Below are 25,093 nucleotides of genomic sequence, written 5' to 3'. Positions count from 1 at the left end.
GTATGTATTCAACTCTGCGTAAAGCTCTGTTTGCGCTCGATCCCGAGCGGGCTCACCACCTCTCTCTGGATGCAATTGGTGCCGTTGAGCGCCTTGGCCTGATGTCTTTTTTCAAACAGGCAGTCGCTCACGACCCGGTAGAGCTGATGGGGTTGACCCTACCTAACCCTGTTGGTCTGGCTGCAGGACTGGATAAGAATGCCCAGGCTTTTAACGGTTTGGGTGCTTTGGGTTTCGGTTTTGTTGAAGTTGGCACCGTGACCCCACGCCCACAGCCGGGTAACCCGTTGCCACGACTGTTCCGTGTGGAAGAGGCGGGTGCCATTATCAACCGTATGGGGTTTAACAACCAGGGTGTTGACTACTTAATCGACAGAGTGAAGCACCGCCGTTACAAGGGTGTTTTGGGAATCAATGTTGGTAAAAACTTCGACACTCCGGTAGAAAAGGCGGCGGATGATTACCGGCTCTGTATGGAAAAGGTGTATCCCTATGCGGATTACATCACCGCCAATGTTTCTTCGCCGAACACCAAGGGGCTGCGGGACCTGCAGTTTGGTGAGAGCCTCAACAGGCTGCTGGGAAGTATCAAGGAGAAGCAGGCGGAACTGGCCCAAAAGAGCGATCGCTACGTGCCCGTTGCGGTAAAAATCGCGCCAGATATGGAAAGGGATGCCATAGAGCAGATCGCCGAGGCTCTGTGCGAATACGGTATTGATGGCGTCATTGCCACTAATACCACCATTGATAAGTCATCTGTGGCTAATCTGCCCCATGGTAACGAGCAGGGTGGGCTGAGCGGTAAGCCTCTGCAGCACCGCTCCACTGAGGTTATTGCGCAGCTGTCGAAGGCTCTGGACAAGCAGATCCCTATTATTGGTGTTGGGGGTATCTTCGACGGTGACAGTGCAGCAGAAAAAATTCGCGCAGGGGCAACTGCCGTACAGGTTTATACCGGGTTTATATACCGGGGACCGCAGCTTGTTCGCGAAGCGGTGGAGTCTATAGCTATGGAGCGTCGTCGCTCAGCTGGTGAATAGCGCCAGTATTGCCTGGTCCGATTAAACTAGATTGAGATGTTGAATTCATCTTTACGTCGAACGGGTTCAGAGGGATGCAGGTGCAGCCTGGTGGTGGTCGTGTAAAAGGTGCAGGTGAGCCTGCACCTTTCCCGCAGGCTAAATAGTACTCCAGCCGTCTGGATATTGAATATCGGTGGAAATGGCGCCATAGATTTCCAGTTTTTGCGCCTTGGTAGTCCTGTCAAAGCCATTCCAGTAATCTTCCCGCCCTTCACGCCAGCCGTTTACCCACTCCTGGTGTGGGTCATTTTCGACAAAGGGACAGCTATCTATAGACTTATTGTTCAGGGCTGCCAAATACCCTTTGTAGAAAGCCCTTTCGGCGTGATTGCGTTTTTGGCGTTTCATCTATACGGCACCTCTGCTTGTAGATTTACGAACTGCGGCGCAGTCCGTTGGATGCTTATTACGGTTTTGTTGCATCGACAATTAAAGCTTAGCGAAACTTTTGCGCGGGCAGTTGTGTGACTCCTATCGCTTCCCACATAGCAAGAATATGGTGGAGACAGCAAAATCGGAAAATGGTTGGGTGTCGCTCTCAAGATATCTACAGAGAAGCATTTAAAAGTCGGGGTGACTGTGTAGACACTAGCAAGATATCCCGACTACATAGGCTCCGCTGCTACAAAGTGGGATAATCGCGCCAGAAAATCTGGCCTGTAGAGGGGAATACTGACCTCTGGGTATGTCAACCAGGCTCTTGAAAATCTAATTTGCGCCAAGGGGCGCCATATTTATCCCCCTGATGCTAGGGGTTATCGAGTAAAAGTTTTGATCGACTCACGTATAGAAGAATTTAAGTTTACTGCGACATGTCCGAAAGGATTGGAAAGCTTACTTGCTGTAGAGCTTGGGTCTCTGGGGGCTAAGGTCCTTCGGGAGCAGCCTGCGGCCATACATTTTGCAGGCTCCTTGAAGCTTGCTTATCGTTGCTGTCTGTGGAGTCGCCTGGCAAACCGGATTTTGCTGCAACTCGATCAGGTTCGCATCGGTGATGCTGAAGACCTCTACCGGGCGGTGGCTGCACAGCCGTGGGAGGAGCATATTGGCCCTTCGGGCAAACTGTGGTTGCAGTTTTCGGGGACAAATCGGGAAATCCGTAATAGTCAGTTCGGAGCCCAAAAAACAAAAGATGCCATCGTTGATCGCTTGCGTGATAAAACCGGGGCGAGACCGAGTATTGATAAGCACAATCCCGACCTGACTGTGGCTTTGCGACTGCAGCGGGACAGGCTGGATATTGCCATAGATCTCAGTGGGGATAGCTTGCATAAAAGGGGCTACCGAACGCATATCGGTGCTGCCCCCCTCAAGGAAAACCTGGCTGCAGCCCTATTATTGCGCGCTCGTTGGCCGCAGATTGCGGCTGAGGGCGGGGCTCTGCTGGATCCAATGTGTGGTTCGGGCACTATTTTGATTGAAGCGGCCATGATGGCTGCTGATATTGCTCCGGGTCTCTTCCGTGAGAGTTTTGGTTTTGAGCGCTGGCTCAACCATCAGAGCGACATTTGGAATGAGCTTCGTGAAGAGGCTCTGCAGCGTCGCGTTGCCGGTTTGGGGAAGCCTTTGCCGGAAATTCGCGGTTATGATGCCGATGCTAGGGTGCTATTTGCTGCCGAAGCCAATATTGATAGGGCGGGATTGGAGCGCCAAGTGCGGGTGAGTTGCCGGCCGGTCGCCGCATTCAAGGTTCCGAGTCATCGGGAGATCAATACTGGTTTGGTATTGACCAACCCCCCCTATGGTGAACGCCTTGGTGAGCAGGAGGCTCTGCGAGAAACCTACGCCGAGTTGGGTAAGCAGTTAAAGGCGGAGTTTCCCGGTTGGCAGGTGGGAATTTTTACCGGCAACCCTGAGTTGGGATATTCCACCGGGCTACGCTCTCACAAGCACTACCAGTTGTATAACGGCTCAATCCCCAGTCAGTTGTTGTTGTTTCAGGTGCGCGAACAGGGGGGGCAGGCTGAGAGCGCACTCAAGGAACGCAAGCTTTCCCCAGAAGCTGAAATGGTGGCCAATCGATTGCGCAAAAATTTGCGCACAACAGGCAAGTGGGCATCCAGAAACGGCATTGACTGTTATAGGCTCTACGATGCTGACTTACCGGAGTACGCCGCTGCAGTAGATTTATATCGCACCTTAGAAGGGGAGCTCTACGCTCACCTCCAGGAGTACCGCCCGCCGGCCAGTATTGATGAGGGTAAGGCGCGCAATCGGTTAAGGGATCTGTTGAGAGCCGTGCAATCCGTATTGGAGCTGCCTAGAGGGAAAATTAGTATCAAGGAGCGTCGCCGCCACAGCCATAAAGGTGGCCAAAAGGGTGCTGGCCAGTATCAAAAACAGGTTGACGAAAGGGCTAGCTTGCAGGTGCAGGAGTACGGCGCTGAGCTGGAAGTGGATTTATGGCGCTACTTGGATACAGGGCTGTTCCTAGATCATCGCCCGGTGAGAAAGCACCTGCGCGAGATATCCTCTGGGAAGAAATTTCTCAACCTGTTTTGCTATACCGCAACAGCCACTGTACAAGCTGCTTTGGGTGGCAGCGTACAAAGTACCAGTGTGGATATGTCCAAAACCTATCAATCCTGGGCTGCGCGAAACTTCCGTGCAAATGGTATGGATCCTTATAAGCACCAGCTGGTGGAAGCTGATTGCCTGCAGTGGTTGGCATCGGCCCAACAAAATCGCAAAGGCCATTACGACCTGATCTTCCTCGATCCCCCGAGCTTTTCCAATTCGGCCAAAATGCGCGGAGTGCTGGATATTCAGCGCGACCACGCCAAGCTGATCAGCCAATGCATGGCATTATTGGCCCCGGGGGGCACTCTGATTTTTTCCAATAATTTGCGCAGTTTTAAAATGGATGTGGCGATTACAGATGCCTTTGCTGTGCAGCCTTTACAGTTGTTGGATAAGGATTTTCAACGCAACCCTAAAATCCACAACGTTTGGGAAGTTCGGGCTAAGTAGTGGGAGTTGGCTGCTAGCCTAGGGTCTGAATGATGCGGTGAGTTAATGCGGCACAGGGAAGTGTTGCCGCTGCTGGCAGTCATTGGGTTAGATTATAAAGAATTTCTGTATCACTATTTAGCTGGTGTAAATCAAAAGCCATTGGCAGAGGCTCAATGAAAATCAGGGTTATTTTTTGCTTCGAAAGTAGCCTGGGGTTGGTCAATAAAGTTCCATAACAATCCGCATTCCTACATCCTTTGCACGACTATTTTCATTGAGGCCCTTGCGATAATCTGCCCCAATTCTGCTAGATGGGTCCCGCATTGAGCCACCGCGAACGCTGCGTAACTGACAGTTTTTGATTTTCAGTGGTGCAGATGTGTTGTGGTTTTTATCATAACCGGGTTGGTAACAGTCTTGCACCCACTCTGCCGCATTGCCGGCCGTATCGTATAGTCCAAAAGGGTTGGCTTGGTAATTCGCTACCGGTCCGGTTTTCGTGATAAAGAGGCTGTTAAATTCACTGTCACATCCGCGCCTGCAATTGGCTTTTCCCCTTGCATCGCTGCTTTTCCACCAGAAAGTTTGGTCAGTTCCTGCGCGGGCTGCATATTCCCACTCGGCCTCGCTGGGTAAACGATATTTTTGCCCCGTTTGCTTTGAAAGCCACTCAACATATTTTTGTGCATCCCACCAGGTAATATTGGTGACCGGTCGCCTCCCTCGGCCCCAGCCTGAGTCACTGGGTTGATTAATGCCTGTGGCGAGAGCAAAGCGGTCATAATCCTCAAAAGTGATTTCTTGAGTTGAAATGGCAAACGGTTTGGGAATTTTTACTTGGTGCTCGGGGCGGCTATTACTGCGCTTATTGCTGCCCATCATAAATTCTCCCGAGCCTACTACGATCATCTGAGGGCCCTGACCGCCGGAGGAGAGCTTGGAGCGTATTTTCTTTCCGGCAAAATAGGCTTTTTGTAGCTTTACCGAAAGCTGGTGGTTCTGATCCTCAATAATGATCCAATTACGATAGCGGTCATAGCCGGGTTTGCTGACCTCTACATCGTATCGCCCGGGCTCTAGTTGAATACCCGGTGCATAGCGCGGACTTATATTCATAATACGCACGCGGGCATCTTCGGGCTCAGTTTTGACCGTAAATGCAAACTTTGGTACTGAGTTTGGCTCCTCCTGTGAAAGCACAGCCGAGTTTTGGGTGGGTAGATTGCCCGATAGTGAATTTTCCGGGGATTGGTTGTTTACGGAATCACCTTGAGAGATCTCCTGCCCTTGTGTCTGTACCAGATCTTTAACTGGAGGCTTCTCTACATCTCTGACTTGTACTTCTTCAGAGCGATCGGCGCTGGGCGTGCTGGGCGTAGTATCGGAGGTATGGCGTCTTGCGCTGTCGGAAAAAGTGATCTGGCTAAGCCAAGTTTCCTTACCACTGAAAGTGCTATGAACGCTCCAGCCAAAGAGTAGCGTAATGGCGGTGATGGCGGTTAGTGCCCATGGGCGCCTGTGCTTTGTTGGTTCACTGACCAGCTGTCGTAAACGCACCAGGGTATCCTGATCTTTGCGTACGGAGTCCACTTGCTGGGGGTTTTCCAGTCTCACCTGCCAGCCTTTAATAAAGCGATCCCGGAGGCTGCTTAAAAGAGTGAGAAAAAGTGCACGGGCTAGACTGGAAACACCGACAGAGGCGTTGTTTAACTGGCTGATTTGCTGGCTGGGCTTGCCGGCTAGGGTTGTAACTATCTGATCGGTTGCATCTGCGACATCCAAGCCCCGTTGAAATCGTTTGGCCGGCTCTTTGGCCAGGGCGCGATCAATGATCGGCTGGTATAGCGCGTGCCGAGCAGGTAACTTGGGGATGGGGTCGGTCAGGTGCTTGATGGCAATAGCCACCGCTTCCTCTGCTTGGTAGGGGACAGCACCAGTGAGCATTTCATAAAAGACAACACCTAGGCTGTAGAGATCGGCCCGGCCGTCAATAGCATTACCTCTGGCCTGCTCGGGGCTCATATAGTGTGGTGTGCCTACCACCATGCCGCTATTGGTCATTCTTGTGGTATGTGCAACAGCGCGCGCCACGCCAAAATCACTCAATACGGCAGAGCCATCCTCCCGAAACAGTATATTTTCTGGTTTTAGGTCCCTGTGCACATACCCCTTGCTGTGGGAGTGGTCCAAGGCCATGGCGATTTGGCGTACAACATTGAGGGCTTCCAGTGGCTCCAATGGCCCTTTGGCGAGTCTTTCAGAAACAGAGCCCCCAGCCATATAGTCCATGGCGATATAGTTAAGGCTGCGGTAGCGTCCAATATCATGGATACCAACGATATTTGGATGGGAGAGCTGTCCGACAATGTTGGCTTCCCGTTGAAATCGCTCACTGAAAATTGGGTCGGCATTGAGAACCGGCGACATTACCTTGAGGGCCACTTGGCGGCCGACACTGCGCTGAATGGCTAGGTATACCGTGGACATGCCACCCTGGTTAATTTTGCGGAGGATGCGATAGCCGGGGATTTGTAGCGAAGAATTGCCACTCTTTACGAGCTCCATGGTGTGCTATGGCCTCGTTAAAATAGCTGGAATATTCCGCCTGCCAGTGCAGCAATTGCTCCGCAAGCAGCAAGCAAGACCAGAAGTGGTCGCCAGCTTCTATTACTTTGGCTGTCACCATTAGTTTCGTTTTGTGCAGTTCTGCTGTGAGATTCTTGCGAAAAGCTTGGGGGAGGGGCGATAGCTGGTGCTTCGATAATTTGAACGGTGATATTGTCCTTGCCACCGGCATCAAGGGCTGCGTTTATGAGAAGCTCAACTATTTGGTGGTTATTGGGGTTTTCAGCGATGATCCGGTTTATTTTTTCATTGGGTACTTCGGAACTGAGTCCATCGCTGCAAAGTAGAAGTTTTTGTCCTGAGCTCCAGCGATGAGATACCCGGTCAACTTCGAGCTTGGGGTTGGTACTACCGCCGATACATCGGGTAATAACGTGGCGATTTGGATGGGTTGCGGCTTCCTCTGAGTTGATGGCACCAGAATCCATCAGCATCTGAACATAGGAGTGATCACTTGTCAGTTGGCTGAGTTCGCCGTTTTTGTCGCCCGGTGTCCAGAGGTAAGCTCGGCTATCTCCAACCCAATAGATGTGATAGTAATCGCCTTCCTCGGCGAGCACTACTGCGGTTGAGCCCATATTGGCAGTGCTGTGCTCATCACCAAGCAGTAGGGCGTGGGCCCTTTGTAGGGCGCGTTCATAGTGGCGGTCAGTTGACGCGCACTGTTGGATTTCTTCTACTACGGTCTGACTGGCAATCTCGCCGGCGTGGTGTCCGCCCAAACCATCGGCGACAACCCAAATGCCTTTTTCCTCATCAGCCCAATAGGCATCTTCATTCTGCTCTCGCCGGTAGCCGGGATGAGTGGCGCCAGCGCTACGTGTAGCACTTGGGGTGTGTTGAACTACTTCGCTGTGCCGCGATACCTCGCGAACTTTGGCTTCACTCACTGGCGTGCAACTACCTGTTATGGTTTCTCATCGTTACTGACGGTGATAGCCGATTCGGCAAAGATCCGTCTTTTCCTTGTGGTGCTGCAAGTGTACTTTACCCAACGACACCAATGGCAGCTGAATTGGTCATCCCTGCCTGAGCCGGATATTAGACCTTTGCGCCATTGTAAGCTGCAAACCCAATCACACGCTAATGATATTGCCCGTGTTAAACTCGGTTTTATCTTCAATCTGCAAATTTTTTTCAGGTTTTACTGTTAATTGGGACAGTCCCTTTATTTAGGCTGCCCTATATTCAGTCTCCTTAGGGCTGAGGAGCGTGATCAATGCTAAAACTTTGTGATGTAAACGATTCTGGCCAGAGTGTTTGGTTGGTGGCCCCCGGTGTAACGGTGGGGCGAGATCAGGGTTGTGATCTGTGTATACCGGATGACTCGATTGCGAAGTTACATCTAAAGATCGCGATTAAGGGGGGGCAGCTTACCCTGGGGAATGTTTCTGGAGACTCCCATGTACTGGTTAATGGGAAGCCGATGGCATCAGCCTGTCGAATCAAGCTGAACGATCAGATAACAATCGGTACTCGAACACTACAAATTATTGACCCCAAAGTAGCAAAGCTTAATTCGAGCAAGTCGAAAAATACCGCCTGGGCGCTACGGGCAAATCACAAGGCGATAGCGGGGAAAGTGTTTCCTGTGAAGGGTGGCGCGGTGGTGGGGCGCTCCGAGGAGTGCGATATCACTTTTTCCTTGTCACACCTTTCACGTCGCCATGCAAGGTTGGAGGTGCGTGAAGGGTTGCTGTTCGCAATTGATCTCGGCTCGGCCAACGGGACATTCGTCAATGGTCGACGGATCACGGAAAGCCGTGTGCGAAGAGGCGATGAACTGCGGTTTGATTCGTTGAGTTTTTCTGTTGTGGGCCCTGCGGATGATCTTGATCGCACAGCAGTGCGCCCTGCAATCTCTTCACATCTTATGAAGTCTCCAAAAATTGGCTCAGGTGAAGTGACAGCTGAAGATGTCACTCAGAGATCCTTCTCGGCTTCTATCGCCGGGCTGCGGGAAGAGAGCCCAAGTATGGCTGAGCCCCAGGAGGAAAAACTTCAGCCACGTATCCCTATAAAAGCCTTGGGCTTGACTCTGTTATTGGTTTCCGGTGCTGCCGGATATTTTTGGGTTAATAACCTGGGAGTGTTCTCATGAGTTCGCCCCGTGAATTGCTGCTCTATACCACCCTTGGATGCAGCCTGTGCGAAAAGGCCAAGCTGGAAATATGGCCCCTGCTCGAGCAGTTTGGGTTGCGTTTAAGGGAGGTAGATATTGCCGATGATGACAATTTATTCGAGCGCTTTAGTCTTTTGATACCCGTGGTGGGGCTCGGTGATCCTGAAGACACTTATGCATGGCCCTTTCAGCAATCGCAGCTGCAAGCTTGGTTGGCCAAACGAATTGGTTAGGCGCCCGTCATTTATTGGGAGATAACTCCCACCTTAAGCCCCAGTGACTCGGGTTCCCAAGGGGGGCTCTATTCCTATCAAACGGTATCAAAGTTAGGGCAGAGGTTTGTAAGGTTATTCTGAGACACCTTAAAGTTTATTCCCTGCCTCATGCGCCTTGAGAAGTTGTAGCTTGGTGCCGCTTCGATAGGCATAAATTACCGTATAAGCGAGTACATTCTGTACATAATTCCTTGTTTCACTATAGGGAATCGTCTCGATCCAGACATCGTGTGGCAGACGCTGACGAGTCTCCTTTAACCACTTGGCAACCCGAGTTGGTCCCGCATTGTAAGCGGCAGCGGCGAGGAAGCGATTGTTATCGAATCGATTTAACAGGGTGCTCAGGTAAAAGCTGCCAAGGGCAATATTAGTTTTGGGGCTTAGTAGATCCCAGCTGCGCCGATAGCGTACACCGGCGCGCTTTGCCGTTGCGCGTGCGGTAGAGGGTAGCAATTGCATTAGGCCCAATGCGCCAGACCGTGATTTGGCGTCGTGGCTGAAGTGGCTTTCCTGGCGGGCAACTGCGTAAATCATATAGGGCTCTAGAGGCGTGCTCTGCCGTCCAACCTGCTCACTTACACTTTCTACAATATCGGCAAAGGCCAGGGGGAAGCGGAGTTCCAGATCATCCAGGTAGTCTGCCGCAAGAACAGACTGAATGGATTTGTGATACCAACCCCATGCGCTTGCCACTTTGCCCGCGGCTAATAGCTCCTCGTGATCCATTTCCCGAGTAGCGTAGCTCCACTCACGCCGAGCATGGAATAGTTCACCAATAGCCTGCAATTCACGTGCCCTTTGTAAGCCGGTGTGCTGGGCCATCTGCTGCACTTGAATTGGCGTGATTGGTGCGGGACGATCTACAAAGCTGTAATTTTGTCCGAGGGTATCGGCAGCAAGGAAGCCGTAGTAACTGCGTTCCCGTGCAGCTTTTCGATAGAGAAGGGAGGCTGCGCCAGACTGTGCCTTGCCATAAAGTTCTTCCAGTGAGCGGGCTTTCCAGTAGAGCCAGCGATCTCGCTGTTGCCGTTCGAGTGGCAGGCGATCAATCCAAAAGGCAACCTGCTCCCAGTCGAGCTCTCGAAGGGATTGTCGCGCCAGCCATTCAATGGAATATCCATCATCCATTGTGTGATTCTTGGTCAGTTGTAGCAGTCCCTGGGTATCGTCTTGACGCGCAAATTGCCGAGCCAGATGGCGGAGCATATTGGCTTGCTCCTTATCGTTAAACAGGAGGCTGGCACTATAGCGCTGCCATGCCTGTTCAGCGACGGCTGCATCTTCCCTAGCTAATCGATGCAATCCATGCAGAATAATTTCCCTGTGATGCTCCGGTGACTGTAAGAAGCGAGGGTAATTGAGAAGAAGCTTGGGTGATTTGTGTACCTCCCGTAGCAGGGCTGCTCTTTGTTGGAAGGGTTTGTCCATTTTCCTGGCGATATAGGAAGCGAGTTCTAGGTTATCCTCTTCTAGGGCGAGTAAATGGCGGGACCAAATCTTTTCCTGGGTTAGGCCGCCATTGCGCTTCCAGCGGGCAAAAACTGGGTCACACTCCTCTACTTGTGAGTGCCCAACCAGCCAGAGCTCGGTGGTTACTTGATCGGCATTGTCTTTGCTGCCATGGCGAAATAGTGCGTCGGCATAATAGCAACGCAGTGCCGCGCGCTTGTGTTTCTCAGGTTGAAAGTATTTTAGGTAGGTCTGAAATTGTCTCTGTTGCCCCAGCTCTCTGAGTAACCTAATACGCATCCAGTCACCCACCGCTGTTCCCTGGTTCTCAGCGAGAAAGCGATCAATATCTTTTAGAGGTAATTGGCGTAATTTTTTTCCGATTGCCCAGTAGTCGAGATAGGGCACTAGAGGGTAATTCGCTAACTTGGCTTTCAATTGCTTTAACTGTTTTTTATTGCCGTATTTAATCGCTATCCTGGCTTGTTGTAATAGCTGGCGCTGGTTGGATATACCTGTGGTTGGCTTGTTTTGCTGAGACAACTCCTTCGATGATGCTTGTGGCTCTGCCTGGGCGCTGAGGCAGATCCAGACCATTAAAGGGGCAATAAACTGGAAGAGTCGACTTGTGCTAACTGACATGACAGTAACCCCGAAGTTGAGTCTGGTCGCGCAAGTTTATGAGACGGCTTGGCAAAAAAGCGTAAAATAGCGAATTTTTCACAGGACCCGAAGTATCAATTTTCGTTTCATTCAACTAACTAGCGAGAATGTTAACCGGGTCTGTTAATTGTAGTGCCTAATTATGTTGCTTCTATTGGATGGGGTCTGTCTGCGTTACGGGACCCAGGTACTTGCTGAAAACGTCAGTGCAAAAATTGAGCGGGGCGATCGTATTTGCCTTGTTGGCCGCAATGGAGAGGGTAAGTCCAGCCTGTTGCGTTTAATTGCGGGGCAGGTGGACCCAGATGCTGGGGAGATTGTGCGCGCGAGTGGGATGGTTATGGCAACCCTTGAGCAGGAGTTGCCCGCAGGCTGTCTCGACTCTGTCTACCGATATGTTGCCGAGGGTCTGGGCCCTATAGGGGGGGTATTGGCTGGTTATCGGGAGGACCCATCGGCCGAGCTACAGGCCAAAATTGAAGCGGAGCACGGCTGGGATCTCCTGCCTAGAGTCGATAGTGTGCTCGACCGCCTCGGCTTGAGTCCCGATGAATTCGTGGCTGATCTCTCTGGAGGTTGGCAGCGCCGTGCAGCTCTCGCGCGCGCACTGGTTACAGAGCCCGATTTGCTTATTCTCGATGAGCCCACCAACCATTTGGATATTGCCGCTGTGGAGTGGTTGGAAGGGTTCCTCGATACTTTTAGAGGCGCGTTATTGTTCGTCAGCCACGATCGTGCTTTGGCGCAGCGGCTGGCCAGTACAGTCTGGGATTTGGATCGTGGATACCTACGGGTTTTTCGTTGTAAGTTTGGGCGTTACCAGGAAGAAAAAGAGAAACTTTTAGAAGAAGAGGCCAGGAACGAAGCGCTATTCGACAAAAAGCTAGCCCAGGAGGAAGCCTGGATTCGCCAGGGTATCAAGGCGCGACGCACCCGTAATGAAGGGCGGGTACGGGCCTTGCAGGGACTAAGGCGCCAGAGAGAGGCGCGTCGAACTCAACAGGGCATTGCAAGGATGTCTCTCGATAGTGGAGAAATATCCGGTAAACTGGTGGCTGAGCTTAGCAACGTTACCTTTGCCTACCCCAATGAGTCCCCCCTGATTCGCGACCTTTCATTTACCTTAATGCGCGGTGATAAGGTGGGATTGATTGGTCCTAATGGGGTTGGTAAAAGCACCTTAATTCGAGTGTTGCTCGGGGATCTTCAGCCTCAGTCCGGTCAGGTGCGTTTGGGTACAAAGCAGCAGGTAGCCTATTTTGACCAGCGCAGGGACCAATTAAATCCAGAACTTACCGTGTTGGATAATGTTGGTGGAGGGCGCGACTCTGTCACCATTGGCGGTAAAAGCCGCCATATCATGTCCTATTTATCCGATTTCCTCTTTAGTGGTTTGAAAGCGCGGACCAAGGTAGGTGCGTTGAGTGGTGGTGAGCGCAATAGGGCTCTTCTGGCGAAATTATTCAGTCAGCCAGCCAATATTCTGGTGCTCGATGAGCCGACCAATGACTTGGATGTAGAAACCCTGGAGCTGCTTGAAAAGTTACTTCTGGAATTCACAGGCACAGTGTTATTAGTCAGTCACGACCGTGCATTTCTCGATAATGTTGTGGATTCCTGTCTGGCCTTCGAGGGAGATGGTCGTATCCGAGAGTATGTGGGTGGTTATGCGGACTTCATTCGCCAGGGAGGTAGCTTTGAACAGGAGTCAAAAGAGGAAAAAGTCCCCGAAGGCAAGGTGAAAGCGAAGCCGGTCGAAGCGGACAAGCCTCAGGTTAAGAAAAAGAAGCTCAGCTATAAGCTGCAACGTGAACTGGATGGCTTACCAGCCTTGATCGAACAGCTTGAAGTTGAAATTGGCGCTATAGAGGCTGAAGTAGCAGACCCTTCTTTTTATCAACAGGAGCAAGCCCAGGTGCAAAACCGGCTCAATTTACTGGCGGAGAAACAAACTCAATTAGAGACCGCTTTTGATCGATGGTCGGAGTTGGAGGGGGGCGAAGAGTAAGGTTTGAGTATTGGAGAGAAGGGGTGCATGGCACCACTTCTCTCGCCGAAAGAGGGGGCTTATTCTTCGTCCACATATACCCTGACAGCTAAAACATCGCACTTGGCGCCGTGAAGAACCCCGTTAGAGGTTGAGCCCAGCAGAAGAGCCAGGCCATGGCGTCCATGGCTACCGATAACAATAAGATCGACCTCTAGATCTTTGGCTAGGCGATGTATCTCGGTGGATGGTTGGCCCAAAATTACATGCTGTCGTTCAGCGGGGATATTCAGCGGTAGAGCGGCTTTGTGGAGCTGTTCCTTGGCCTGTCTCTGTAGCTGATCCTGTACCTCTGATAAATCCATGGGGATATCCCCACCGTAGGCAAATGTCAGCGGCTCAATGGCATGCATCAAGCTGATTTCGGCATTGAAAGCTTCAGCGAGAGAGGCCGCTTTTTCCAGCACTTGTGAGGATTCTTCCGAGAGGTCCAGGCCCACCAATATTCGTTCATATTTCGCCATTTTCCATTAGCTCCTGTCTTTTCTATTTGCCCAGTGGGGCCTCATACGACAGCTATTTTCAGTCTATCGCAAAAAAAACTGTTTGACATGGATCATATATGGCGCCGCAGAATAGGCCGTTTTTAAAACCATCATAAGGAACTTTTATGTCCGAATGGCTACCGGTAATCATAATTGGCTTTGCTATTGCCCTGGTGCTGGGGCCAGTGATGTGGCTGAAGCCCAATCAGCGCGACAGCCGTCTGGCTGATTTGCGTGGCCGTGCCGCCAGGGCAGGCATTACCGTGCAAATTCAAGCCTTACCTGAAGCTTTGGGGGAGGGGACCGCAGCGGTTTATTACTATCGGTGGAAGGATAGAAAGCGTCTACAGATTGGTTGGAAGCTGCAGCGCCAGCGGATTACGCATGAAATGAATTTTGCCGGTAGTTGGGACTGGGGCAACAGTGTGAGAGCCCCCCAGGCAGCATGGCAGCAATTGCACCAGTTGCTGGATAGCTTGCCGGCGGATTGCTGTGCGATTATCGCAACCGATGTCGGATTGGGCGTGCAATGGCAGGAAAACGGTGGGGTCAAAGCTTTTTCGCAGCTGTCTGAGAGTTTGGCGGAGTACACCCCTCTTATAGAAGAATCTGTACGCAAGATCAGTCCCATTAAGCTCCCAGAAGACTAGGGCGACAGGCATTTTAGTGGGCTGCTCAAATAGGGAAAATTGTCACAATTTTACCCTTTTCTGGGGGTGAAATTTGGCGAATAAGCACTAAAAGTTGTCAGCTTTGCTTGACCGCGCCTTGACTGAGGCTTATATATTCGCGCAGCGCAGGCCCGATTGAAGGGCCTGAAATGCTTCGGATAGCAGTAAATTTTTCATTTGAAATCAAAGGCTTATGGGTAAATCACTGGTCATCGTCGAATCACCGGCCAAAGCGAAAACCATCAATAAATATCTCGGCAAGGACTTTGTTGTTAAGTCCAGCGTCGGTCATATTCGCGATTTGCCAACCGGTGGCGGCAACAAACAGCCCGTTGACGCAAAAGAACGGGCAAGGCGTGCGGCAGAGACTCGTAAGCTTTCCCCTGAGGCGAAAGAGGCTTACAAGCGCAAGAAAAATCGTGCTCAGCTGATCAAGCGCATGGGGATCGACCCGGATAATAGCTGGCAGGCTCACTACGAAATTTTGCCAGGCAAGGAAAAAGTAGTCAGCGAGTTGCAAAAGCTGGCTGAGAATGCCGATCACATTTATCTGGCAACGGATTTGGACCGCGAGGGAGAGGCGATCGCCTGGCACTTGCGGGAAGCAATTGGCGGTAATGACGAACGCTATCGCCGAGTGGTTTTTAATGAAATCACTAAGTCCGCGATCCAGGAGGCGTTTAAAGATCCCGGCCGCCTGAATATCAATCGGGTTCATGCCCAGCAGGCTCGCCGATTCCTCGATCGTATTGTTGGCTATATGGTCTCCCCACTATTGTGGGAGAAAGTTGCCCGAGGACTCTCTGCTGGCCGGGTGCAGTCAGTGGCAGTTCGTCTCGTGGTAGAGCGCGAACGTGAGATCCGCGCTTTCATTCCTGAGGAGTATTGGACGCTTTTCGCTGACACCGCTACCAGCAAAGCGAACAAGCTGCGGCTAGAGGTTAAAAAACAAGCTGGTGAAACTTTCCGCCCCACCAATGAAGCTGATGCGAATAGCGCGGTGAAATTGCTTCAGGGTAGTGAGTTTGTTGTTAGCGGCCGTGACGATAAGCCTACCAGTTCCAAGCCTGGTGCTCCCTTTATTACTTCGACACTACAACAGGCGGCTAGTAATCGCCTCGGTTTCAGTGTCAAGAAAACCATGACCCTTGCGCAGCGCCTCTACGAAGCCGGCCATATTACATACATGCGTACCGATTCGACCAATCTAAGTAAAGAGGCGGTTGAGTCGGCCCGGCAGTATATCGGAGAGAATTTTGGCGATAAGTATCTGCCAGAAAAGCCGGTTAGTTATAGCAGCAAGGAGGGAGCGCAAGAGGCTCACGAGGCAATTCGTCCCTCCGATGTACGTGTTGCCCCCAATATGCTCTCAGGTGTGGAGAGGGATGCGGAGCGGCTCTACAATCTGATTTGGCAGCAGTTTGTCGCCTGCCAGATGACCCCGGCAAAATACACTTCCACCTCAATTGTGGTGAGTGCCGGTGACTTTGAGTTGCGTGCTCGCGGCCGGGTGATTCGTTTTGATGGCTTTCTCAAAGTTGCCCCTCCTGCGGGCAAGAAAGATGAAGATCTGCTGCTGCCTGATGTTCAGGTTGGCGATAAGCTGTCTCTGCAGCAGCTGGACCCGAAACAACATTTCACCAAGCCTCCGGCTCGTTTTAGCGAAGCCGCTCTGGTGAAAGAGCTGGAAAAGCGTGGTATCGGCCGGCCCTCAACCTATGCCTCTATTATTTCCACAATTCAGGATCGGGGCTATGTGCGGCTTGAGAACCGCCGTTTCTACGCGGAAAAAATGGGTGATATTGTCACCGACCGTCTCAGCGAAAGTTTTAAAAATCTGATGGACTACGGTTTTACCGCAAGCCTGGAGGAGTCTCTGGATGCGGTTGCCGATGGCGATAAAGGTTGGAAGCAGTTACTCGACGAGTTTTATCAGGATTTCTCCTCGCGGTTGGAAAAAGCTCAGTCCAGTGATGCGGGTATGCGGCGCAACACGCCGACAGATACCGATATCGAGTGCAGTAAGTGTGGTCGCCATATGCAGATCCGCACAGGCTCTACCGGTGTATTCCTTGGCTGCTCCGGTTACGCGCTTCCTCCTAAGGAGCGCTGCACCAACACGATGAATCTCGTCTCTGGCGATGAGGCTGTGGACGCGGATAAGGACGAAGATGCCGAAACCCGCCAGTTGCGGGAGAAGCGCCGGTGTCCCAAGTGCGGCACGGCGATGGATAGTTATCTGCTCGATGAGCAGAGAAAGCTACATATCTGCGGTAATAACCCGGACTGTAATGGTTACGAGGTAGAGCAGGGCACGTTCAAAATTAAGGGCTACGACGGTCCGATTATTGAGTGTGACAAGTGCGGTAGCGACATGCAGCTGAAGTCAGGCCGTTTTGGTAAATACTTTGGTTGTACTAACGAAGCCTGTAAGAACACCCGCAAGCTGTTGAAAAATGGCCAGCCGGCGCCACCCAAAATGGATCCGGTTCCTATGCCGGAGTTGGCTTGCCTGAAGGTTGAGGATCATTACATTCTCCGCGATGGTGCCTCCGGATTATTCCTTGCCGCCAGCCAGTTTCCGAAAAACCGTGAGACCCGTGCCCCGCTGATAAAAGAGCTACTGCCTCACCAGAGTGAGATTGACCCTAAGTACAGCTTCTTGTTCTCGGCCCCCTCACAGGATGATCAGGGGCGCGATACCGTAGTTCGCTTCAGTCGTAAGACCCAAGAGCAGTATGTTCAGTCCGAGGAGGACGGAAAGGCCACGGGTTGGAAGGCTTTTTATCGGGATGGCGCCTGGAAAGTCGAAGCGGCGGCCAAGAAAAAGCCGGCAGCTAAGAAAGCGGCGGCAAAAAAGTAAATGAGTAATCCCTATACCGGCCTAGTCACTTCGGCATTGCGTAAGAGCCAGCTGCTGGCCACAAGTAGTTATGATTCTTCTATTCAGCGAATGGCCCTGGAAGAAGGTGCTTTGTTGCAGCTGTGGAAAGCCTATCAGGCTTTCCTGGCTGAACTGTCACATCAGCTGCAATTGAGTTTTGAACCAGAGTCTGTACAGGTTATTTTAGATAGCCTGCACAGCCAGGGGAGAGCGAGCCTTGAAGTAAGTGAACTGCAGTTATTGCTCTCAGAGCCAGAGAGTTGGCTTAGCGAATTATTACGCGCGTGGAACCAGCTCCTGAGGCTGCCTACATTAGCGGAGGAAAAGGGGCAAGCTGGCAACCTTATTCCGACCCACAATATCGCCGGAACAGTACCAATTGAGCTTTCTTTCGAAGCGCTGCTTAAATGGCACAAAGCTCTCAGTGAGCTGATACTTAGACAGCGTGCCAATCTCGAGGAGTGCTAAGAGGGCTCCGCTACCTTTCTATTCATCTTTTTGCGCCCACTGAAACTTCTAAATTGCCTGTGGTACACTGGGCGCAAACTGATGTGCAGTGAAGGGAAAGCAAATGTCCTCCGAAACTTATGAGATTATCGAGTTGGCCAATGGCGATGTGGCTCTGCGCCGTGCCGGCCATGAGGAGGACCCTCTGGTGAGTATTCGTTTCTCAGCCGAGAGTCTCCAATTTTTGCGAAAGCACAAGGTAGCAGTAGCCCGGGCCATGTTAGAGGCGGGTATAGAAGCTGTGCAAAATCTCGATGACCTGGAGCCAGGTTACTTTGAAGAGGAAGAGTCGATGCCGGTTAACCATACGATTCACTAATCTATGGTAAAGGCGAAAAATTAAGTGGAACAACAGCGGCTAGAAGCCGCTGTTGTTGTTTTTGATTGGCGGTAAATCTTTTAGTCTCATGGAGTTTGGCGAATAACGCCTACGGCTAATCCTTCGATCACAAAGTTCTTATCCCGCATATCTACTTGGATGGTATCAAAGTCTTCGTTTTCAGGTAGGAGTTGTACCGTTGCCTGATTACCTTTGCGGCGGAAGCGTTTAACGGTTACTTCATCATCAATCCGCGCAACCACAATCTGCCCGTTTCTGATTTGCTCGGTCTTCTGTACTGCCAGAAGGTCCCCATCGAGAATGCCGGCATTTCGCATACTCATGCCGTGTACCCGCAATAAATAATCTGCCGGTGGGTGGAAGAAACTGGCGGGCAGGTCGCAATAATCCTCAATATGCTCGGCTGCCAGAATAGGGTTGCCTGCGGCGACACGCCCCACGATGGGAAGTCCCGATTGGTGGTCGGGAATTCGAATACCTCGGGAGGCACCGGCAACCATCTCAATGGCTCCTTTTCGTGCCAGTGCTTTGAGGTGTTCCTCTGCAGCGTTGGGCGAGCGAAAGCCCAGCTCTTGGGCGATTTCTGCGCGGGTGGGAGGGTAACCTGTGTCGTCCAGGTAGGCTTTTATCAGCTCTAATACTTGAGTCTGGCGTGCGGTGAGATTGGTCATAGATTTACCTAGCGTTTCTGTATTTTTATACAGTTGCTGGGATTATATACAGATTTAAGGATCTCGCAAACTGAGCACCTGCCTGCAGTCCAGCTGCTACATTGTTTAAGAAAACAAGGAATGAAACGAATAGTTGAAAGAACTGACAGCAAGGGAGAATAATAATGCTTGATGCGAAAATGGCTGAAGCCTGGAGAGTTCTGCGCATTCAATCTGAGTTGGTTGATGGAATTGAGCGTTTGGTTGCGCTTAACGGGGCGGTAACAGTTTTTGGCGGTGCGCGTTTCACTGAAGATAGCCAGGAGTATCAGCAAGGGGTGAAGCTTGGGGAGCTTTTAGCAGCAGAGGGGATACCTGTGATGACCGGTGGCGGGCCGGGTCTGATGGAGGCGTGTAATCGTGGGGCTTTTGAGCAGCCTGGTACTTCAATCGGATTAAATATCGAGCTGCCTTTTGAGCAGGCAGCCAATCCTTACCAAGATATCAGTTTGAATTTTCGCTATTTCTTTGTGCGTAAATTTATGTTTGTGAAGCATGCCGTGGGCTTTGTGGGTTTACCCGGGGGCTACGGCACGCTGGACGAATTATTTGAGGCGCTGACATTAGTACAAACTCAAAAAGTACGGCGATTCCCAATAGTTTTGGTGGGCAAGCGTTATTGGGGAGGGCTGTACGATTGGCTGGTAGATACGGTATTGGAACGGAATTGTATCGACTCTGCTGACCTAGACCTGTTTCATGTGGTGGATGCAGTAGAAGAGGCTGCAGATTTGATTATGAAATATATGCGAGCCAGGGATTAAAGAGTTTTCGAGATATCTAGGTTACTTTCTTTATTAATTAACAATCGGATAGGGCGAGGAGTAGGGGAGGCAGAAAAAACAGGAATACAGGAAGTAGAGACCAAATACAAAGCCTACGGCTGTGCCTCGTCCCTAAATAGTAGTTAGCACCTCTATCTTTCTTCCCGCGCAGTGGAATGCACTAAGGCCTATGGGAAGGGTAGTGGTCAGTCGCTTCGGTAATTACATCTTATCCTGCCAACTTACCAAACCAATTTCGCCTATGGGGATTCGCCAGGTCGGACTTCCCCCTACAACCGTTCTTTCTGTATGTGCAATAAGCCGCCAGCGAGCTGGGAGTGTGCTACTCTGGCCGAAATTAAACAGCTGTTTTAAATGGTGGTTTGATATCTATGAGTCAGATGGATACCGTTAACCGCATCTTGGATGCTGCCGAAGCGCTCTTTGCCGAGCGCGGCTTTACCGAGACATCCCTTAGGACTATTACGAGTACTGCCGGAGTCAATCTGGCGGCGGTCAATTACCACTTTGGTTCTAAGAAAGAGTTGATCCAGGCGGTCTTTGAGCGTTTCCTAACACCATTTACCGATGCGCTGGAAGCAGAGTTGGATCGACGCATAGCTTCTGGCCAGCCACTTAAGGTTGAAGGGTTGTTGGAGAGCCTATACCGAGTTGGGTTGGGCAGTCTGGGCCAACTTGGGCTGGATGCTCAGCGCTTTATGCGCCTGCTGGGACTGGCTTATACACAGTTTCAGGGGCACTTACGCCGTTTTATAGTGTCTCGTTACGGTGATAGTTACCGACGCTTCGCAGGCCTATTGGCCGAGGCCTTACCGGGGGTTGATCCCGTGACTTTCTACTGGCGCCTGTATTTTATGTTAGGGGCCACTATTTTCACCTTGTCGAGCTACGATGCCATAGAGGCTATCCTGAGAGAGGATTTTGGTGCTCAGAGCAGCCTGCCGGAAACTTTGGAGCGCCTTGTGCCGGCCGCTTCGGCAATGCTAAAGGTGGAGTCCGGTTAAACTGCGCAGCTGGTGAATCTTAGAGGAACTGAATATGCCTGCATCACTCGGACCGGTGATGATCGATATCGAAGGGCAGAAGCTCACTGATGAGGATTGTGAGCTTTTGCGCCACCCGCTCGTGGGTGGTTTGATTTTCTTTGCGCGCAATTATCGCGATCGCGATCAGATTCAAGCTCTGATTGCCGATATTCGATCTGTGCGCCCAGAGATACTGCTGGCTGTTGATCAGGAGGGTGGGCGAGTACAGCGTTTTCGAGAGGGGTTCACGCGTTTGCCTTCCATGCAAAAGCTGTCCGCCCAGGCTTCAGCAGTACAGTTGCAGGATGTGGGTTGGTTGCTCGCCTCTGAGTTATTGGCTGTAGGGATGGATTTCAGTTTCGCCCCTGTATTGGATGCCGATGACAGCCACAGCCGAGTTATTGGAGATCGCAGTTTTTGTCCCGACCCCCATCACCTGACGGCTATTGCAAGGCCATTTATTCAAGGGATGCGTGAGGCCGGTATGGCTACAACCGGCAAGCACTTTCCAGGACACGGGCACGTGCTTGAAGACAGCCATGTGGAGCTTCCTCAAGATGAGCGCTCCCTGGAGCAGGTGCTGGCCAGCGATGCCTTGCCCTTTATTGACTGCATAGGGGCCGATGAACTGGATGCGGTGATGCCCGCTCACATTCGCTTCGTCAATATAGACAGCCAGCCGGTGGGTTTCTCCCGTTACTGGCTACAGGATATTTTGCGAGGACGGCTGGGTTTTCATGGGGTTATCTTCAGTGATGATCTGTCCATGGAGGGGGCGGGAGCTGCCGGTGGTTATGGGGAGAGAATCCGCGCTGCTCTGGAAGCGGGTTGTGATATGGGCGTAGTCTGCAATAACCGTGCAGGGGCTTTGGAGTCTCTCGCTGGGCTGCAGAACTTTATTCCCGCAGCGGAATCGAGTGAGCGTCTAAAAGCCATGCGGGGTAGACCCTCAATCACCTCTTGGGCGGAACTCGAAAAAAGTGAGCGCTGGCATAGAACTCGCAGCTGGTTAGCTTCAATAATGCAGTAGTTGAGAAATACCGGTTTCCGCAGCTTGCTCCAAGAACCTATGGGCGGCTGGAGCCGGTTTTATAAGCGGAGGGGGAATTGTGGAGTCCGTAGAGAGTGTGCTGTTGTCCTGGCTGGGTGATAACCGGGTTTGGATAATCTCTGTTTTTCTTATTGTATTAGCTTCCGCACTGGCGGCCTGGATTTTCGGCCGCTTTGTGCAAAAACTGGCTGCCAGGGCTGAGAAGACCGTCAATCCCTGGGATGATGCGCTGGTAGGGGCTCTCTCCCCTCCTGGACAAGTATTAATCTGGCTGTTGGGGCTCACGGTGGCCGCCCAGCGTGCGGGTCAGGCGACGGGTGCAGAGATTTTCTCCCTGGCAGAGCCTGCCCGCGAGATAGGCCTTATTTTGGTCCTCTCCTGGTTCGCTTGGCGCTTCTCGCACAGCGCGGAGCGTAACCTTTGCAATCCCCGCTATATTGGCAAACCGATGGATGCCACCACGGTTAGAGCCATCGGCAAGCTCGTGCGGGCTTCGATCGCTATCACTGCGGGTATAGTGATTATGCAGTTCCTTGGCTATAGCGTCAGCGGCGTTTTGGCCTTTGGTGGCATTGGGGGGTTGGCGGTAGGCTTTGCCGCTAAAGACTTGCTGGCGAATTTCTTTGGTGGGCTGATGATTTACTTAGATCGCCCCTTTGCGGTTGGCGATTGGATACGCTCCCCGGACAAGGAGATTGAGGGGACTGTAGAAGATATTGGCTGGCGCCTGACTCGCATACGCACCTTTGATATGCGCCCGGTTTATGTGCCCAATAGTGTCTTCACGCAGATTTCTGTCGAGAACCCTTCGCGAATGCTCAATCGCAGGATCTTTGAAACTATTGGGGTTCGTTATGAAGATGGCCATTTAATGGCGCAGATAGTGGCAGATGTTAAGAAAATGTTACAGCATCACCCGGAAATAGATGCCAACCGAACTCTTATTGTTAATTTTAATAGTTTTGCAGCCTCATCCCTTGATTTCTTTATATACACCTTTACCAGAACGACAGAGTGGGTGAGATACCATGAAATCAAACAGGATGTTTTGTTGAATGTACTCAATATAATTGAGCGCCATGGTGCGTCTTGTGCATTTCCGACCTCGACGGTACATATTGCCGATATTCCTTCATTAGCGAGAGAAGCCGCGTTAGACAGTTGAGTATTGGGAGTGCGATAAGGTACAAATGTTTAGTTTAAATATCGCGCTTAATTGGGGTTTTGACGGTTAATTACGCCTATTGGTAAAAACGTAGTATTTATTTCACATAGAAACCTAGACACTGGCGCTGTTTTATCTAAGAATCAGGTTACGCCCTTTGGGTTACTCTCAATAGGGTGAAGCAAGATAGCATTCTGCATGGAGCAGTTTGTTAACAATGGGGTGGCGTTTGCCCCTCTTGCCGAATTGAGCAGTGAGGTAATAGAGGTAGGCGCAATAACAATAATGAGGTTTTCTCAATGAGTGATCGCGTTACAGGTACAGTGAAGTGGTTTAATAACGCACGGGGTTATGGCTTCATCACCTGTGGAGAAGGAACTGAAGATATTTTTGTTCACTATCGCAGCATTCGCGGAGAGGGTTATAAAACCCTTAACGAGGGGCAGGCGGTTGAGTTCGAAATGCAACAAGGTGACAAAGGACTGCTGGCGGAAGATGTTGTTCCCTGTGAGTGATTTTCGGATCACTCGTTGAAAGAACTGTTGTCGCGTAGAGTTTGCGGTGCCAGCCGCTAGCTCTGCCAGCGCCTCCAAAGCGGGCTTTTCAGCTCGCTTTTCTATTTCTTCATTCGCTTGGTTCAATATGTATCTTATGGCGGTCTGCATACATATATGACCCGTTCCACGAGTTTCGTTATATTTTGAAATGTATTAATTACCTGCGCCTTTAATTTCTGAAAGCACTCCAGGCTATTTGTGAAGCTTTAATAATCTTGAAACCAATTTAATGTTAGGAGTCAGGGTTTCAGTTCTGTCTGACGGAATAAATTTAAAAATTTTTATTGCTGCTTCTTTATTGAGCTTTTTTATTTTATTTGGCTATTTTGCTTTTCTAGTGATTTTCACTTGGGTGAGGGTGTTGTAATAATGGGGTGAGTTTTTCTCTTCGCCTTCCGTGTCTTTGTGCTAGTTTCTTGCCGGATATCGTTAAGTTGCTGCCTTTGTAAAATTTTATTTTATAAATTGCAGTCAAATTGGTTTGGTTGTGTTATCTGTTATGCCGGATTCGATTCGGCTTTTATAGATTTAGGAAAGTGTAATTTGTTTGGTTAAATATACTGTTGCATATGGAATACCCCCTTTGAAGGGGGTATTTAAAAGAGTATTAATTGGCTGTTTATAAGGTAACTGGGGTGGTTTCTTCTGTGACTTCTTCGTTGCTTTCAGCCACAGTGCGAATTTCAATCAAAATACCAAAAGCCGGGTGGTCAATATAGTGTAGTTGGCCGCTTCGCATACGGCGCTCATGTTGTAAATGAGCGGCCCGCATCACATATACCGGTTGCTCAGTCGGGGCATCTAGGGTTATGGGCTCCCGGTCTCCTGCTGCGTTTGAGAGGTTATACCTATCCGGATTGGAAGCAATAAACCCTTCATTCGTGGCAGAGAAAGAAATTGTCTCCTCGGAGGGTGCTGGGGCAGTCTTGGGTCGATGAGGCAGGCGGATACCCTCCGCAGATGCGGGAGCAGAGAAATCATTGAGCCAAAGGTTTGTGCTCAGGTGCAAATAGCGTGAGACGCTCAGGGTAACAGACCCTTCCAGTTGGCTGTGTCCTGAAAAGGTTTCGCCACCATCAATCAGGATTGCTGGTGACTTGTGTTTTTGCTCCAAAACTTGGTGCCAAGCTTTGTGGAATAAAATGCGATCCCCGCCTCTCACTAGAGCTGCCGCCTTAGTATCCAGCTTGGTGTCTACGGGGGAGAGGAGTAAGCGGAGGGGGGGAGCTTGGTCAGTATTGTGATCGCCGAACTCGCTGACTGCAAAGCTGACAGGCTCCTCGTCCAATGCTGTATCTTCTTGGGGGAGCTCTGTGGATTCAGGGAATGCGGTTGCGACAGGGGATTCTGCTTTTTCCTCCCGGGGTGCAGGGGTGTCAAAGTCCACCCAGCGAGCAGGGTAGGTGAGGCTCGGCTCCGCAGGCCAGGTTTCATTGGTTTGTGCCATACCTTGGGGGCGTTCGAACACGATCATCTCGATTTCGAAAGTATTGCCGGCGTAGTTCGCCGCCTGTGAGGCCGTGGCGGAGAGTGCCAGGGCAAGTGAAGAGCAGAGGTGCACTATCTTTTTTATGGTCATTGGGTTACCACTTTCTTCCATCTGTCCTGTCTATCGTCAGAGCAGGGTGAGTATTTCGCGGCCAGCTATATAGGCCGGGATTGTGGCAGGGGGTGGCCCCCCTGTCGATCGATCAGGTC

The 25,093-nt window shown here is 51.1% G+C and carries 21 protein-coding genes; 14 read left to right on the top strand and 7 right to left on the bottom strand.

Annotated features, from left to right (window positions below):
* Window positions 1–2 precede the first annotated feature (2 nt).
* Window positions 3–1,040 (top strand): quinone-dependent dihydroorotate dehydrogenase, encoded by a 1,038-nt coding sequence (locus MJO52_RS12420; RefSeq protein ID WP_252081975.1) that lies wholly within the window; start codon window positions 3–5, stop codon window positions 1,038–1,040.
* A gap of 138 nt (window positions 1,041–1,178) precedes the next feature.
* Here the strand turns inward: MJO52_RS12420 and rmf are convergent, their stop codons facing one another.
* Window positions 1,179–1,430, bottom strand: coding sequence for a ribosome modulation factor (rmf, locus tag MJO52_RS12415; RefSeq protein WP_252081974.1), 252 nt, complete (start codon window positions 1,428–1,430; stop codon window positions 1,179–1,181).
* 438 nt (window positions 1,431–1,868) lie between these two features.
* Between rmf and rlmKL the strand changes: the two genes are divergently transcribed.
* Window positions 1,869–4,052 carry a bifunctional 23S rRNA (guanine(2069)-N(7))-methyltransferase RlmK/23S rRNA (guanine(2445)-N(2))-methyltransferase RlmL gene (rlmKL, locus tag MJO52_RS12410; protein WP_252085999.1) on the top strand — a complete coding sequence of 728 codons (2,184 nt, stop codon included), beginning with the start codon at window positions 1,869–1,871 and terminating at the stop codon, window positions 4,050–4,052.
* 201 nt (window positions 4,053–4,253) lie between these two features.
* Here rlmKL and MJO52_RS12405 read toward each other — a convergent pair whose 3' ends face one another.
* Together MJO52_RS12405 and MJO52_RS12400 are read right to left on the bottom strand one after the other, a co-directional pair.
* Window positions 4,254–6,599, bottom strand: coding sequence for a bifunctional serine/threonine-protein kinase/formylglycine-generating enzyme family protein (locus MJO52_RS12405; protein ID WP_252081973.1), 2,346 nt, complete (start codon window positions 6,597–6,599; stop codon window positions 4,254–4,256).
* A gap of 17 nt (window positions 6,600–6,616) precedes the next feature.
* Complete coding sequence (locus MJO52_RS12400; protein ID WP_252081972.1) at window positions 6,617–7,549, bottom strand: PP2C family protein-serine/threonine phosphatase; 933 nt, start codon at window positions 7,547–7,549, stop codon at window positions 6,617–6,619.
* Window positions 7,550–7,878: 329 nt separating this feature from the next.
* Here MJO52_RS12400 and MJO52_RS12395 point away from each other — a divergent pair, with 329 nt between their 5' ends.
* Together MJO52_RS12395 and MJO52_RS12390 are read left to right on the top strand one after the other, a co-directional pair.
* Window positions 7,879–8,760 carry an FHA domain-containing protein gene (locus tag MJO52_RS12395; RefSeq protein ID WP_252081971.1) on the top strand — a complete coding sequence of 294 codons (882 nt, stop codon included), beginning with the start codon at window positions 7,879–7,881 and terminating at the stop codon, window positions 8,758–8,760.
* On the top strand, window positions 8,757–9,014 hold the full coding sequence (locus MJO52_RS12390; protein WP_252081970.1) for a glutaredoxin family protein: 258 nt from the start codon (window positions 8,757–8,759) through the stop codon (window positions 9,012–9,014). The genes MJO52_RS12395 and MJO52_RS12390 overlap by 4 nt, the downstream gene beginning before the upstream one ends.
* Before the next feature lie 129 nt (window positions 9,015–9,143).
* Here the strand turns inward: MJO52_RS12390 and MJO52_RS12385 are convergent, their stop codons facing one another.
* Window positions 9,144–11,147, bottom strand: coding sequence for a transglycosylase SLT domain-containing protein (locus MJO52_RS12385; RefSeq protein ID WP_252081969.1), 2,004 nt, complete (start codon window positions 11,145–11,147; stop codon window positions 9,144–9,146).
* Between the two features lie 163 nt (window positions 11,148–11,310).
* Between MJO52_RS12385 and MJO52_RS12380 the strand changes: the two genes are divergently transcribed.
* Window positions 11,311–13,176, top strand: coding sequence for an ATP-binding cassette domain-containing protein (locus tag MJO52_RS12380; RefSeq protein ID WP_252081968.1), 1,866 nt, complete (start codon window positions 11,311–11,313; stop codon window positions 13,174–13,176).
* 59 nt (window positions 13,177–13,235) lie between these two features.
* On the opposite strand, the gene MJO52_RS12375 is transcribed toward MJO52_RS12380, so the two are convergent.
* Window positions 13,236–13,679 carry a universal stress protein gene (locus tag MJO52_RS12375; RefSeq protein WP_252081967.1) on the bottom strand — a complete coding sequence of 148 codons (444 nt, stop codon included), beginning with the start codon at window positions 13,677–13,679 and terminating at the stop codon, window positions 13,236–13,238.
* A 146-nt stretch (window positions 13,680–13,825) separates the two neighbouring features.
* Between MJO52_RS12375 and MJO52_RS12370 the strand changes: the two genes are divergently transcribed.
* The 4 genes from MJO52_RS12370 to MJO52_RS12355 all read left to right on the top strand — a co-directional run bounded on the left by MJO52_RS12370 (window position 13,826) and on the right by MJO52_RS12355 (window position 18,081).
* Window positions 13,826–14,350: a hypothetical protein gene (locus MJO52_RS12370; RefSeq protein ID WP_252081966.1), complete on the top strand. Its 525-nt coding sequence runs from the start codon at window positions 13,826–13,828 to the stop codon at window positions 14,348–14,350.
* 214 nt (window positions 14,351–14,564) lie between these two features.
* Complete coding sequence (gene topA, locus MJO52_RS12365) at window positions 14,565–17,234, top strand: type I DNA topoisomerase (protein WP_252081965.1); 2,670 nt, start codon at window positions 14,565–14,567, stop codon at window positions 17,232–17,234.
* Window positions 17,235–17,723, top strand: a complete 489-nt coding sequence (locus MJO52_RS12360; RefSeq protein WP_252081964.1) for a DUF6586 family protein — start codon at window positions 17,235–17,237, stop codon at window positions 17,721–17,723.
* 103 nt (window positions 17,724–17,826) lie between these two features.
* The gene (locus MJO52_RS12355; RefSeq protein WP_252081963.1) at window positions 17,827–18,081 is read left to right on the top strand and encodes a hypothetical protein; all 255 of its coding nucleotides are present in this window, start codon (window positions 17,827–17,829) and stop codon (window positions 18,079–18,081) included.
* Window positions 18,082–18,167: 86 nt separating this feature from the next.
* Here MJO52_RS12355 and lexA read toward each other — a convergent pair whose 3' ends face one another.
* Complete coding sequence (lexA, locus tag MJO52_RS12350; RefSeq protein WP_252081962.1) at window positions 18,168–18,773, bottom strand: transcriptional repressor LexA; 606 nt, start codon at window positions 18,771–18,773, stop codon at window positions 18,168–18,170.
* A gap of 164 nt (window positions 18,774–18,937) precedes the next feature.
* Here lexA and MJO52_RS12345 point away from each other — a divergent pair, with 164 nt between their 5' ends.
* From MJO52_RS12345 to MJO52_RS12325, 5 genes are all read left to right on the top strand, one after another.
* A complete protein-coding gene (locus MJO52_RS12345; RefSeq protein WP_252081961.1) occupies window positions 18,938–19,576 on the top strand; it encodes a TIGR00730 family Rossman fold protein in 639 nt (212 codons plus the stop codon).
* A gap of 392 nt (window positions 19,577–19,968) precedes the next feature.
* Window positions 19,969–20,601, top strand: a complete 633-nt coding sequence (locus tag MJO52_RS12340) for a TetR/AcrR family transcriptional regulator (RefSeq protein WP_252081960.1) — start codon at window positions 19,969–19,971, stop codon at window positions 20,599–20,601.
* Between the two features lie 34 nt (window positions 20,602–20,635).
* Window positions 20,636–21,652, top strand: a complete 1,017-nt coding sequence (gene nagZ / locus MJO52_RS12335) for a beta-N-acetylhexosaminidase (protein ID WP_252081959.1) — start codon at window positions 20,636–20,638, stop codon at window positions 21,650–21,652.
* A gap of 79 nt (window positions 21,653–21,731) precedes the next feature.
* Window positions 21,732–22,838 carry a mechanosensitive ion channel family protein gene (locus tag MJO52_RS12330; RefSeq protein WP_252081958.1) on the top strand — a complete coding sequence of 369 codons (1,107 nt, stop codon included), beginning with the start codon at window positions 21,732–21,734 and terminating at the stop codon, window positions 22,836–22,838.
* 299 nt (window positions 22,839–23,137) lie between these two features.
* A complete protein-coding gene (locus MJO52_RS12325) occupies window positions 23,138–23,353 on the top strand; it encodes a cold-shock protein (RefSeq protein WP_020413094.1) in 216 nt (71 codons plus the stop codon).
* 661 nt (window positions 23,354–24,014) lie between these two features.
* Here the strand turns inward: MJO52_RS12325 and MJO52_RS12320 are convergent.
* Window positions 24,015–24,974 carry a CsiV family protein gene (locus MJO52_RS12320; RefSeq protein WP_252081957.1) on the bottom strand — a complete coding sequence of 320 codons (960 nt, stop codon included), beginning with the start codon at window positions 24,972–24,974 and terminating at the stop codon, window positions 24,015–24,017.
* Between the last annotated feature and the right edge of the window lie 119 nt (window positions 24,975–25,093).

This window comes from Microbulbifer variabilis (genome assembly GCF_023716485.1).
GTDB classification, from domain to species: domain Bacteria; phylum Pseudomonadota; class Gammaproteobacteria; order Pseudomonadales; family Cellvibrionaceae; genus Microbulbifer; species Microbulbifer variabilis_B.
The sequence above is the reverse complement of the archived record's forward strand: the minus strand, read 5'-3'. Positions and strand labels throughout refer to the sequence as shown.